The sequence below is a fragment of the Streptomyces sp. NPDC111507 genome (genome assembly GCF_055638955.1).
In genome coordinates, this window is record NZ_JBVKBU010000003.1 from 510220 (window position 1) to 523178 (window position 12959).

The 12959-nt window shown below is 66.1% G+C and carries 10 protein-coding genes; 8 read left to right on the forward strand and 2 right to left on the reverse strand.

From position 1 onward, the window contains the following. Positions 1 to 103: 103 nt before the first annotated feature. The 8 genes from ACZ7M2_RS14955 to ACZ7M2_RS14990 all read left to right on the forward strand — a co-directional run bounded on the left by ACZ7M2_RS14955 (position 104) and on the right by ACZ7M2_RS14990 (position 8488). Positions 104 to 1645, forward strand: a complete 1542-nt coding sequence (locus ACZ7M2_RS14955; RefSeq protein ID WP_471595583.1) for a class I adenylate-forming enzyme family protein — start codon at positions 104 to 106, stop codon at positions 1643 to 1645. Between the two features lie 54 nt (positions 1646 to 1699). Beyond that, a complete protein-coding gene (locus ACZ7M2_RS14960; protein ID WP_471595584.1) occupies positions 1700 to 2491 on the forward strand; it encodes a nitroreductase family protein in 792 nt (263 codons plus the stop codon). A gap of 8 nt (positions 2492 to 2499) precedes the next feature. After that, positions 2500 to 3189: a GTP cyclohydrolase II gene (gene ribA, locus ACZ7M2_RS14965; RefSeq protein ID WP_471595585.1), complete on the forward strand. Its 690-nt coding sequence runs from the start codon at positions 2500 to 2502 to the stop codon at positions 3187 to 3189. Further along, positions 3186 to 3518, forward strand: coding sequence for a hypothetical protein (locus ACZ7M2_RS14970; RefSeq protein WP_471595586.1), 333 nt, complete (start codon positions 3186 to 3188; stop codon positions 3516 to 3518). The genes ribA and ACZ7M2_RS14970 overlap by 4 nt, the downstream gene beginning before the upstream one ends. A gap of 16 nt (positions 3519 to 3534) precedes the next feature. Beyond that, positions 3535 to 4539: a 2-phospho-L-lactate transferase gene (gene cofD, locus ACZ7M2_RS14975; protein ID WP_471595587.1), complete on the forward strand. Its 1005-nt coding sequence runs from the start codon at positions 3535 to 3537 to the stop codon at positions 4537 to 4539. After that, positions 4536 to 4952: a PaaI family thioesterase gene (locus tag ACZ7M2_RS14980; protein ID WP_471595588.1), complete on the forward strand. Its 417-nt coding sequence runs from the start codon at positions 4536 to 4538 to the stop codon at positions 4950 to 4952. Before cofD ends, ACZ7M2_RS14980 begins: the two co-directional genes overlap by 4 nt. Then, entirely contained in the window at positions 4949 to 7495 is a 2547-nt protein-coding gene (locus tag ACZ7M2_RS14985) for a bifunctional FO biosynthesis protein CofGH (protein WP_471595589.1), read from the forward strand. Before ACZ7M2_RS14980 ends, ACZ7M2_RS14985 begins: the two co-directional genes overlap by 4 nt. A 96-nt stretch (positions 7496 to 7591) precedes the next feature. Further along, entirely contained in the window at positions 7592 to 8488 is an 897-nt protein-coding gene (locus ACZ7M2_RS14990; protein ID WP_471595590.1) for a hypothetical protein, read from the forward strand. A 171-nt stretch (positions 8489 to 8659) separates the two neighbouring features. On the opposite strand, the gene ACZ7M2_RS14995 is transcribed toward ACZ7M2_RS14990, so the two are convergent. Together ACZ7M2_RS14995 and ACZ7M2_RS15000 are read right to left on the reverse strand one after the other, a co-directional pair. Further along, positions 8660 to 11050, reverse strand: a complete 2391-nt coding sequence (locus ACZ7M2_RS14995; RefSeq protein ID WP_471595591.1) for a pectinesterase family protein — start codon at positions 11048 to 11050, stop codon at positions 8660 to 8662. A gap of 83 nt (positions 11051 to 11133) precedes the next feature. Further along, entirely contained in the window at positions 11134 to 12936 is a 1803-nt protein-coding gene (locus ACZ7M2_RS15000) for a LamG domain-containing protein (protein WP_471595592.1), read from the reverse strand. Positions 12937 to 12959 lie beyond the last annotated feature (23 nt).

Genomic DNA, 12959 nt, shown 5'->3' on the forward strand with positions numbered 1-12959 from the left:
ATCCCTACAGTGCTCATCCCCAAAGCCGAGCCCTGATCGCTGTTAACGGCATGTTGATGTCGCGTTACGCACCCTCTGATCCGGCTGGTCGAGGCTTTTCCGCGTGCAACCACTTCTTCAGAGCATCAGCGGATCGGACACGGTGAACGGTGTCCTGCGACGGCACGCCAAAGAACGTCCGGATCAGCCCTTCCTGGTGTTCGAGGAGGAACCGGGCTCTGTCCTGACGGTCACCTACGGCGAGATGGACCGGCGCGCGGACCGGATGGCCGCGCTGCTGACCGGCAGGGGCGTCGGGGCGGGCAGTCGGTTCAATGTGCACCTCACCAACTGTGTGGAGTTCTTCGATGCATGGTTCGGCGCCGCCCGGGCCGGTGCCGTCATGGTGCCCACCAATCCGCTGTCGACACCGGCCGAACTGGCTTACGTCCTGGCCCATTCCGGCTGTCGGCTGAGCCTGACCCGACCGGACCTTCTGGAGACCGCAAGGACAGCAGCAACCGAATCGACGGGCTGCGAGCATGTACTGGTCACCGGCACCGGGCTCCACGCGGAACTCGGGGCTGCGACTCCACGGACCGGGCAGCCCGCGGACGACGACCCAGAGGCCGCCCTGAGCATCCTGTACACGTCCGGCACGACCAGCCGCCCCAAAGGCGTGCTCGTCACCCACGCGGCCTATCTGCACACGGGCGAGGTCGTGGCCCAGCACCTACGGCTGCGGCCCGACGACCGCCAACTGATCGTGCTGCCGCTGTTCCACGGCAACGCGCAGTACTACTCGACGATGTCGGCCCTGGTGACCGGCGCTTCAATCGCGCTGGCCCCCCGGTTCAGCGCCTCGCGGTGGGCGGAGCAGGCGAGCGAGCTGGGGGCGACCGTGGCAAGCCTGTTCGCCGCACCGATCCGGATGATCCTCGCGCACCCGGCCACCGGGTACGACCGTGCCCACCACCTGCGGACGGTGCTGTTCGCCCAGAACGTCACCGGGGAGCAACTGGGCACCTTCGAGGAACGGTTCCAGGTACCACTGATCCAGTTGTACGGGATGACCGAGACCGTCACTCCGCCGCTGATGAACCCGCTGTACGCGGAGCGGCGCAATCACAGCATGGGCCGGCCAGTGCTGACCGCACGCCTGCGCGTGGTGGACGAGGAGCTGCACGACGTCGCTCCGGGAGAGCCAGGCGAGCTGCTCGTCGGCGGCGCTCCGGGACGCACACTGATGGCGGGCTACCTGAACAACCTGGCGGCCACTGCCGAGGCACTGCACGACGGCTGGCTACGCACCGGGGACACCGTCCGCGTCGACCCCGAGGGCTACTTCCACTTCGTGGACCGCGGTAAGGACATCATCAAGCGAGCCGGCGAGAACGTCTCGTCCGGTGAGGTCGAACGCGTCGTCAACGAGCACCCCGCAGTGTTCGAGTCGGCGGTGGTCGGGGTGACGGACGAGATCCGGGACGAGGCAATCAAGGTGTTCGTCGTGCCCCATGACGGCGCCGAAGTCGGCGAAACCGAGATCATCGACTGGTGCTCGGCCCGGCTGGCCAAGTTCAAGGTGCCGAGCCACGTCGACGTGGTCGACGAGCTGCCGCGCACCTCGGTCGGCAAGATCCAGAAGCATCTGCTGCGCGGCAGGTGACCGGCGTCGTCGGCACGGGTGCCGACGCTGTTCCATCAACATCAGGGAGAGACAATGGAGTTCAAACGCGCGGTGGGCACACGCCGTACGACCCGCTACTACCAGGCGTGGCGTCCGGTGGAGAAGGAGAAGATCCAGAAGATCCTCGAAGCCGTACGTCTGCAGTCGCACCACGGAAACGCCGCAGAGGTCCGCAAGGCCGTCGTCGTCACCAAGGGCGAGACGCCGGACAAGATCCGCGACGAACTGATCGACGCGGTCTACAACCAGCCGCAGGCCCACCAGGCGCCGGTCGCCATCGTCTGGTGCACCGACATCACCGGCTGGGAGCCGCTGCGTCCCACCCTGCTGAAGCTGATCGAAGCCGGTGCGCTCACCTCCAGCTATGGCTGGAGCGAGGAGTTCGTCGACAGCGTGGTGATGAAGACCCCCGACTTCAACGTGCTCGCGGGCGACCGGACCTTCGCAGAGTGGCTCAGTGCCTTCGAGTGCGGCCTCGGGGTCGGCTCCGCTCTGCTCGCCGCCACGGACGAGGGGCTCGGCACGGGCCTGGTCACCGGCCGCCGCGATCAGATCCGCGACCTGCTCGGGATGCCGGCGCACGTGGTGCCGACGCAGATCCAGCTCGTCGGCTACTCGGCAGAGGGGCCGGAGGCCGGTGGGCAGCGACCCCGCCCCGACTTCGAGCAGCTGTACTTCGACGGGGCCTGGGGCGCCAGCTTCCGGCGCGACCCCGCCGTCGTCGAGGAGATTACGGCGGCCGGCATGGTCCAGGCGCTGGCGCCGCTGCCTCACCGCAAGGCCGAACTCCGGGCTCTCGCGGGGATGTTCGGCCTCCCCGACTGATGACGGACATGGAACTCCCCACTGCGGCGGTCCCCGGAATGCCGGCTCCACCGCGGTCGGCTGAAATCTTCAGCGCACCAGACACGGTGCTCCGGCAGGCCGAGGCACGCATCCCGACCGCCCACGGCGAGGTGAACTGCCTCGCCTACGAGGCGGCGGACGGAGCCGAACACCTCGCCTTCATGGTCGGCGCCCCCGCCGGTGAGGACACCCTGGTCCGGTTGCACAGCGAATGCATGACCGGGGACATCCTCGGCTCGCTGCGCTGTGACTGTGGTCCGCAGCTGGCCGAGTCCCTGCGACTGATCGCCGCCGCCGGGAGAGGCGCCGTGGTGTACCTGCGAGGACACGAGGGACGGGGCATCGGCATCGCAGCCAAACTGCGCGCCTACCAGTTACAGGACCGCGGCATGGACACGGTCGACGCCAATGTGGCACTCGGCCTGCCGGTCGACCGGCGCGACTACGCAGTGGGCGCCGCGATCCTGCGGGATCTTCGGATAACAGGAGTCCGGCTGCTCACCAACAACCCGGACAAGGTGAAAGCCCTCACCCGGTACAGCATCAATGTGAGCACCCGCGTGCCCCTGGTGATCACACCCAACGAGCAGAACCTGCGCCACCTGCAGATCAAGCGGTCTCGGATGGGACATCTCCTCGCCGAGATCGACGAAGCAGTGCCGAGGAGCTACCCATGACTGCGCCCGATTTCAACGATCTGACAACCGTCCGACGGTACGCGGAGAGCTTGACCGATCTCGACGCCAAGGCGCGCGAGACCCGGCTCGCCACGCTCCGTGAGTTCGCCGAGTTCGTCGAGCGCACCCCGGACCAGATGGTCGCCGAGATCTTCGACGAGGTGACCCGCAAATACCGCAAGCGCGGCTTCTACAGTGACCGGGTCAAGGAGTTCTCCGCTCTGTTCGCAGGTCCCCGGCACCTTCAGCTGGCCCGCGGCAACGTGATCCGCTCGTTCTTCATCGCCAACGGCCGCCGGATCCCGCCCGAACAGCCCGACTGGCTCTGAGACGGGCGGCAGACACATGATCACGATACTCGGAGGCGGCATCGGTGCCTCCCGCTTCTGGCAGGCAATGCTGCGCCACGTCGACCCGGCCGAACTGACCATCGTCGTGAACACCGCGGACGACCTCTGGATCCACGGCCTGCGGATCTGCCCCGACCTGGACACCACTCTCTACACCCTCTCCGGCCGGCACTCGACGGCACGCGGATGGGGCCTTGCGGCGGAGTCCTTCCGCTGCATGGACGCACTCGGCGGCCTCGGCCACGACGTGTGGTTCAACCTCGGGGACCGAGACCTCGCCACCCACCTGCTGCGCACCGGTCTGCTGCGCGAGGGCGTAGGGCTGTCCGAGATCACCCGCCGGCTCGTCGACGCGATGGGCATCCGCTCACGCGTCCTGCCGGTGACCGAAGACGAGGTCGCCACCCACGTCCACACCAGCGACGGAAGCGTCTCGCACTACCAGGAGTTCCTCGTCCGGCGAGCTGCCACAGAGCAGGTGTGTGAGCTGTCGTATGCCGGCGTCGCCGATGCCCGGCCCGCCCCTGGTGTCCTCGAAGCCATCACATCCGCGGACCTGGTGGTGCTTGGGCCAAGCAACCCCCTCGCCAGCATCAGCCCGATCCTCGCGATAGCCGGCATACGCGACGCCCTGCGCGGAACGCGGGCACCGGTGGTCGCGGTCACCCCAGTCGTATCGGGCATCCCCATCACCGACCCGGGGGAGCGGCGCCGCGCCGACAGCCGGGCCGCCCTGCTGCACGCCCGGGGGCTGCCGCACACCGCCTCCGCCGTGGCCTCGTTGTACGGCGACCTGTGCGACACGTTCGTTCTCGACCTGGCCGACGCCGACGAGCAACCTGCCATCACCGCCCGAGGAATCGACGTCCTCATGGCCTCGACACTCGTCGCGGACCCGGCAGTGGGCGACGACGTGATCCGGCGAGTGCTCTCCCTGCGACCCAGGACACCCCTTCAGCCACTCCGCACGGCGTCCACCCCTAACGGAGCGAACCATTGACCAGCGAACCGCACCCCATCGACGAACTCCTCGGGATCCGGTATGAGGAACGGAATCCGACCCGCGTGGTCGCCACCCTGACCGTGACGCCGCAGCTTCACCAGTCCGCGGGCGTCCTGCACGGCGGGGTGTTCGCGGCACTGGTGGAGAGCACGGTCGGTGCCGGAGCCGAGCTCAATGCCGGCCACGGCAGATCGACGACCAGTGTCGAGAACCAGGTGCACTTCCTGCGCCCCGCGGTTTCCGGTGTCCTCCGCGCCTGCGGGATCCCGGTGCACCGCGGCAGGAGCCTGCAGTTGTGGACCGTCGAGGTGACCAACGACAAGGACGACCTGGTCGCCTGCGGGACGGTGCGCCTGCTGAACATCGACGAGCGGCGAACAACGCACTCACCAGCCGGGGAGACCCGATGACCCCGACGGCAAACGCGATGCGCCGGGCACTGCGCAGGGCCAGGGACGGTGTCACACTGGACCCGGCGGAAGCAGCCGTCCTGCTGGAGGCCCGCGGCGACGACCTCACAGCACTCACTGGCGCCGCTGCACGCGTCCGCGATGTCGGCCTGTCCGCTGCCGGACGGCCGGATACGGTCACCTACTCGCCCAAGGTGTTCGTCCCGGTCACGCGGCTGTGCCGGGACCGCTGTCACTACTGCACCTTCGTCAGGACCCCCGGCCGGCTGCGCCGAAATGGGCACGCCCCGTTCATGTCCGTCGACGAGGTCCTGGACGTCTGTCGTCGTGGGGCCGAACTGGGCTGCAAGGAAGCACTGTTCACACTCGGAGACCGGCCTGAGGATCGCTGGCCCGCCGCCCGAGCCTGGCTCGACGAGGCTGGATACGACACGACCCTGGCCTATGTCCGGGGGCTGGCGATCCGGGTCCTGGAAGAGACCGGCCTGCTGCCCCATCTCAATCCGGGGGTGTTGTCCTGGGAGGAGATCAACCGCCTGAAACCAGTCGCCCCGTCCATGGGGATGATGCTCGAGACGACGTCGCGCAGGCTCCACGAGGAGCCCAGCGGGCCGCACTTCGGATCCCCCGACAAGGACCCCGCCGTACGGCTGCGAGTCCTGGACGACGCCGGTCGGCTCAACGTCCCCTTCACCACCGGGATTCTGGTCGGCATCGGCGAGGACGCCGACGAACGGGCCGAGTCGCTCTTCGCCGTCCGGAATGCCGCCCGCGCCTACGGGCACATTCAAGAGGTCATCGTCCAGAACTTCCGCACGAAGCCGGACACCGCCATGCGCTCCACTCCGGACGTGGCGTTCGAGGAGCATCTGGCCGCGGTCGCGGTGGCCCGGCTGCTGCTCGGTCCAGGCGCCCGCATCCAGGTGCCGCCGAACCTGTCCGCCCTGGACCAACTGCCGGCGCTGCTCGCCGCTGGTGCCGATGACTGGGGCGGGGTGTCGCCGCTGACGCCCGACCACGTCAATCCGGAACGTCCCTGGCCACACCTGGACCAGCTGCGGGAAGCGACCGGGAAGTGCGGATTCGAGCTGGTCGAACGTCTCACCGTGCACCCGGAGTACGTCCGCGTCAGCGAGCCGTGGATCGATCCCCGCGTCCTGCCGCACGTCTCCGCACTGGCCGATCCCGCCACGGGGTTGGCCCGCGCCTCGGCCCGTCCGGCCGGACTGCCCTGGCAGGAGCCCGACCCAGGCTGGGGTTCGTCGGGGCGTACGAACCTGGCTTCGTCCATCGACACGGAGGGCCGGCTCGCCGACCGCCGCTCTGACTTCGACGCTGCCTTCGGGAACTGGGACGAGGTGCTCGCGGACGCCGGACGGATCGCTTCCGCATCCCGCGCCCCGGAACGCCTTGGCCATGAGGTCGCGGCGGCCCTGCGGGCGGCGGAGCGAGCGCCGAGCGCACTGACCGAACCCCAGGCACTCGCTCTGATCACCTGTGACGGTCCGGCCCTGAAGGCGGTCGTCACGCTGGCCGATCAGGTACGCCGAGACACGGTGGGTGAGACGGTCACCTACGTGATGAACCGCAACATCAACTTCACCAACGTCTGCTACACCGGCTGCCGCTTCTGTGCCTTCGCTCAGCGCCGCACAGATGCCGATGCCTACACCCTCTCTCTCGCCGAGGTCGGCCGCAGGGCTGAGGAGGCAGCGCGCCTCGGTGCGACCGAGGTGTGCATGCAGGGCGGTATCCACCCGGACCTGCCCGGCACCGCGTACTTCGACCTGATCGCCGAAGTCAAGCGTCGGGCACCAGGAATGCACGTGCATGCATTCAGCCCCATGGAGATCGTCAACGGTGCCACCCGCTCGGGGATGGGCATCGGGGAGTGGCTCGCCGCGGCCCGCGACGCCGGCCTCGACACGATTCCGGGAACGGCGGCGGAAATCCTCGACGACGACGTGCGGTGGGTCCTCACCAAGGGCAAGCTGCCGACCGCGACATGGATCGATGTCGTCACCACCGCCCACTCGCTCGGCATCCGGTCGTCGTCGACGATGATGTACGGCCACGTTGACACTCCCGCCCATTGGGTGGCACACCTGCGGCGGCTCGCTCGACTCCAGGACGAGTCAGGCGGTTTCACCGAGTTCGTGCCGCTTCCCTTCGTCCACAACAGTTCGCCGATCTACCTCGCCGGCGTCGCCCGGCCCGGACCGACCGACCGCGACAACCTCGCGGTGCACGCAATGGCCCGGCTCCTCCTGCACGGGCGGATCGACAACATTCAGACCTCCTGGGTGAAGCTCGGCGTCTCCGGCGTGCAGGCGATGCTGTCGGCCGGAGCCAACGACTTGGGTGGCACCCTCATGGAAGAGACCATTTCCCGCATGGCGGGCAGCGAACACGGTTCCGCGAAGACGGCCTTGGAACTGGAAGCGATCGCCATGGGCATCGGCCGCCCCACCCGTCGCCGCACAACCTTGTACGCGTCCCAGGAGACGCCGGTCGTGGTAGCGAAACCTGCATCCTCGCGATAAGCCGATGATGCACTGTTAACGATGTGTTACTGGTGGCCCTGAATTTCTCCCAGTACCGTCAAAAAGGGACGACGTCGATGAGGGAGGCGGGCAGCGATGAAGCGACGCGGCGTACGGTGGAAGAATTGGATCGAAATCGACTCTCTTGATCCGGCGAAGGATCATTCACGCATCCTTGAGCTGTTCTTCGAGGATTTCGGGATGGCTCTTGCCTGGTCCGGTCTCGAAGGATTCGGGGTAACCTACGCGATTCCGACGATGAGTCGTATCCTCATCCAAAGCGAAGTCTTCACCGACTTCGACAAGCGGACCACCGACACCACCGTCCTGATGGATGCCATGTTCGCCAAAGGGTTCGAACACGGGGACGGTCGGGCAGCACTAAGGCGAATGAATCAGATGCACAAGATGTATCCGATTCGCGCCGAAGACTTCCTGTTCGTGTCAACTGTCGAGACAGTCCAGATGAGTCGGATCGTCGAACGGTTTGGCTGGCGCAAAATGCACCCCAAGGAAAGGGAGGCATTTGTCAGGCATGCCGCAGCGCGGTCGAAACACATGAATGTTTCTGGAGTGCCTTACACTTACGAGGGGATGGCGCGACTCTATGACGCCTACTTGAACGAATGCGCCCGTTTCGAGGCGCAGAACAAGGTCCTCTACGACGTTTTGTGGAATTGGACGCTGTCGCAATTCTCGCCGAGGCTGCGACCGATAGGGCGAATGATTGCACTGTCTGCCGTGGACCCTCGCATCCTCAAGGCCGTCGGGTATCCAGTAGTTCCGCGCCGAATGGCGAATGCGTTCGCCACCATGTGGAGGATCGCGGTGAAGGTGACCGGCCCCGGGAAGCCCGGCGTAAGCCCGTCCGATCAGTTGGCCAAGAAGCGTTACCCGAATGGCTACCGTATCGAAGAACTGGGAACGTTCCCCCCCGGTAAGTGCCCATTTCCTCACTTCGCGCAGGACGAAGCTGGCCACGTGCAGAAATGAGGATTGCGCCTGGATCGGCAAGCTCAGCCGAGGAGAAAGCGGGTGGCTCGCAGCACTCGGCCCCGCTGAGCAGATGCTCAGCGGGGCCGAGTGGCGACTCCCCCGACGTGATCAGCAGCGTCCAACTACGCTGACCCGGTCCTGTCGTGGTTCACCGCGATATGAGGGTGGTCACCAGGTGGGGTTCCAGCCGTCGGTGCCGGCAAGGTACTTGGCTGCGGTGTAGTCGTTGGCCTGTGCGTCGGTCAGCTGGGGTCGGTTGGAGTTCAGTCCGGCTCCGGCACCGTTGTTGTGGTACTCGAAGAACCGGGCCTGCTGCCAGGTGTAGTCGGTGGTCATGTTGGTCCAGGGCTGCGCCGTGGTGATCGCGGCAGGCAGGGTGCTGTCGCGGATCACGGCCTGGGGCTGGGCGGTCGTCGTGTTGTGCCAGGGTCGGCCGAGGTAGTACGTGTTGGCCGCGGCCGAGGAGTAGATGTTGCTGTTGGTGATGAGGATTCCGTACTTCTGGGCCTGGTCGGTGTTCGGTGCCGTGATGGTGCCGCCGGGCCAGGCAGTGATGCCGATGTTGGCATGGTCGAACACCGCGGTGGCGTTGCCGAAGATGAAGTCGATCGCACCCTGGATGTAGACGTTGCGGAAGTACTGCCGGGTCTGGTCGGTGGCGACCGGCGACTTGGCCAGCACCGTGTCCTGGCGCCCGATGATCCGGACGTTCGTGTACACCTGCCGGTCACCCGTGGCGGCAAGTGCGACGGCCTGGGTGTCGTAGGGGCTGATCTCCGGATGGGCGCTGGGGTTGAAGGAGTTGGTGATCGTCAGGCTCTCGACTCTCAGATTGGGTGCCTTGAAGCTGGCTGTCGCGCTGCCCTCGGTGCCGTACGGGGTGCCGTCGGGTTTGAGCGTTCCGTGGGCGCGGCCGGAGGTGATGTTGACGTCCTCGGCATTGCCGGTGGCACCCTTGATCGTCAGGCTGGTCAGGTTCTTCGGGACGGTGATGGCCTCGTTGTAAGTGCCCTTGTTGACGATGATGGTGTGCGGGTTGGTGTCCACGGGAACGGCGTTGATCGCGTCCTGCACGGTGGTGAACTGGGCGGAGCCGTCGGCCGCGACCGTGAAGGTATCCGTGCCCTGAACCAGTTCATCGTGCGGCAACCCCACATCGACCAGGGCACCAGTGGCCCCGGACCCAGGATCGTGGTCCCACCGGAAGCCGAGCCGAGCCTTGCCGTCGTTGCAGTCGAGCTGGGTCGACAGATAAGTGGCCAGCCCCTCGTCGTCGCGGAAGGGGTCCGCTCCGACACAGGTGTTCCCGTTGAGCGGGATCATCTTCAACTGCCCTGTGTCCGTCCAGATCTCGAAGATGAACCTCTGCGCAGTACTGCCATTGCAGGTTTTGTACTTCACATAGGAATCCTGGAAATCCATACAATCGCCGTTGGCGTTGCTCCGCAATTCATACCACTCACCCCCGGCAACCTGGTTGAGACGCCAACTCGCCTCGGGAAAATTCTCGCCTGTCACACTGTCCCAGGCCGTCACCAAGTCACTCTCCCCCCCAGCGTCGCTCACCGTGGTTGCCGTGGCGTTGTTTTGGGACCCCAGACTCAGGTTCACGTCCGCGCCTGCCCGCAGGGTGTAGTAGAAAACGGCGCGGTGGTCGGAGCCGAGGTCGGTGGTGCCGGGCGTGAAACTCCGGATCAGCGTGTTCGCGACCATGTAGTCGAGTTCGTTGTTGGTGCCGCTACCGCCGTAGTGGGTGGGCTGACCGGTACGGTACATGTGCATACCCGCCGATATATCCTGGTTCATCCTGTCAGGCAGTCGGTTGAAGTCGCCCATGGCGGCCCACTGCCTGGTGCCCGAGGCGGCCGCGATGTTGCTGAGCAGGTGAGGGCCGTCGTTGCCACCGCCGGAGAATGCGTGGACGGTCCAGAAGTAGGTACTGTCGGAGCCGGTGCCAAGTCTTACGCCGAATGACGGCCGGCCTCCCGGAAGACCGGGCGCGGCGTAGTTGACTCCCTCCGCCCGGGTGTTGGTGACGATGGCGAGGTTGACCCGGTTGGCACCGAAGTCGGTCTGCATCCAGTAGATGTTGTACGTGCCGCCGCGACTACCGTTCGGCTGCCAGGAATACCGCATGATGGTGTACGGCCCTTGGACCGTAGTGTAAGTCGTTCCGTCTCGCCTGGTGCGGGTGAGCGTGAAGCTCCGCGAGTTATATTCGTACTCCACCTCTCCCGGGTCGATGCGGCCGGTCACGGGGTTGAGGCGTCCTGCGGAGGCCGGCGGGGCGCCGGCCTCTTGGAGAGCGATCACGTTATGGCCGTCGTTGATCAGCCTCCGGACACCGGACTGCCATTTGTTGTCCTGTCCGTTCTGACTGCCCTGCATGTTCCAGTTGGCGGGCTTCCAGTCCTCGATCGCGGCGGAGGCGTGCGGCGGGGTCACGAAAAAGACCACACTGAGCACGCCGGCGATCATCGCGCCGACGAGCATGAGGCTGGGGATTCTTCTTCTTTTCCGATGCGTGCCGCGGCTCGCCCCGGAGAGGCGAATTCTCATCTTCTGTCCTTTTCTGACGCACCGACGGAGCGGGCGTGCGTGGTCCTGGTCGTTTCATCGCCCACGGTGGGGCGTGACCCGCTCTACTCGGTCAGTTCGGCGCCCGGTGTGGCAGCCGTGGGCGGCGTGTACGCCTTGATGGTGATCTTGCCGGGGTAAGCGCTCACCAGCGGATCCGTGGCCGATGCGGGCGCGTCGGTCTCCACCACCACCCGGTCGGACATACCGTCGTAGTGGACCGACACGCTGTATCCCGTGACACCGTCGGAGACGGCCTCGGGTGACAGCTTGTCCATCACCGCCTCCTGGATCTTCTTGACTAGGTCGACAGTGAACAGAGGGCTCTTCGCGGTGGTCACCACCGGCCATGACGTGGGAGTCTGCCCGGACTCCGAAGTCCAGTTCGGCGGGTTCTTCACGGTCGTGTCGGTGCGGTCCGACGGGAAGATCAGGACCGGTCCGATGGTGGGGTCCTCGAACACGGCCAGAGCACAGTTGTAGTCCCGCAGGGCCTCCAGCTGTTCCCACTGCTGATCGGTGCGATCGTCGGCCACTCCGAAGTCCGGAGTGGCAGCGTTTGCCGACACCTGGTTTGCGGTCTGATCCTCCTGTGTGCACTTGGCCGCCGAGCCGTTGTCCGAGGCCTCGATCGTGACTTTGCCGGCGTAGGTCGTCTTCAGCGGGTCGGTGACCGATGAAGGCGCGTCGGTCTGCACCACCACCCGGTCGCTCTTGCCGTCGTAGAAGTACGCCAGCTTGTAGGTGGTGTCCGGCACCAACGTGTCCGAGCTGGGCTGCACCTGTGCGACGACGGCGTCCTCGATGTCACTGATCTGCTGCTGGGTGAACTGACTGCGCTGCACGGTCGCCGGCTGAGGCCACGATGAGGGAGTGACCCCGTACTCGGACTTCCATTCCGTGGGGGGCACCAGGCAGTTCGTGCAGAACTTGCCATCCGGGTAGTCCGAAGGGAAGACCATCTCCGGGCCCGTGTCCGCCTTGAACAGCGCCAGCGCACCGTTGGTGTCGGCGAGTGCCTGCAGCTGCTGCCACTCCACTACCTCACGGTTGGCCAGCTCGGACACCTCGTTCTGCGCCAGGGACCGGTCGTAGATGCGGAAGTCACGCATCCGGCCCTTGAAGTACTTGTCATTGGAGTAGAGCGAACGCCCGATGTAGTCCGCCGTGGTCGTCCCGTTTCCGATCGAGCCCGGTGTGATGGTCACGTGGGTGTTGCGGCCGGTCTCCACCCCGTTCTCGTACAGCACACCGGTGGTGCCGGTCTGGGTGTAGGCGACGTGCTTCCACATGCCACGGTCCAGCTGGTACGAGGTCGGCAGGCTGGTGTTCTGCTCACCGCTCCAGTCAGTGAGCGTGGCGGCGGTGCGGAACTGGTTGCCGGTGGAGAACAGGTAGCCGTTGCCGTTGCCGTTGCTGGTGTTTCCCATCCCGTAGAAGAAGTAGGGCGTGCCCATGGAGGGGTCGATCCACACATCGAACGCGACCGTGATCGAGTTCAGCCCGGACATGATGTTGTTGGGCATTTTGATGTAGGTACTGCTGCCGTCGAAGGCCAGGCCCTCGTCACCGTGCCAGTCCACCGAACCGGAGATCGTGCCGTCGTTGTTGTGGCCCGAGGAGTCAGCCGCACCAGAGGCCGTCGTGGAGTTGAGCTTGTACCACAGGAGCAGACCATTGGTGATGTCCGCCTGGGCAGGCGTGCTGGCGCCGAGCGTCAGTCCCCCGGCCATCAGCGCAGCGGCCATGGCCGCACCGATACCCGCGACCACGCCCCGCCGACGCCGCGGGCCCTCCTCTCTTCTGAGGCCTCGGCCGGCCGCGGTCACGCGGGCGCGCATGGCCCTGACCACGTTTCTTCGTCGCATGCTTTTCCTTTCACAGCGCTGCT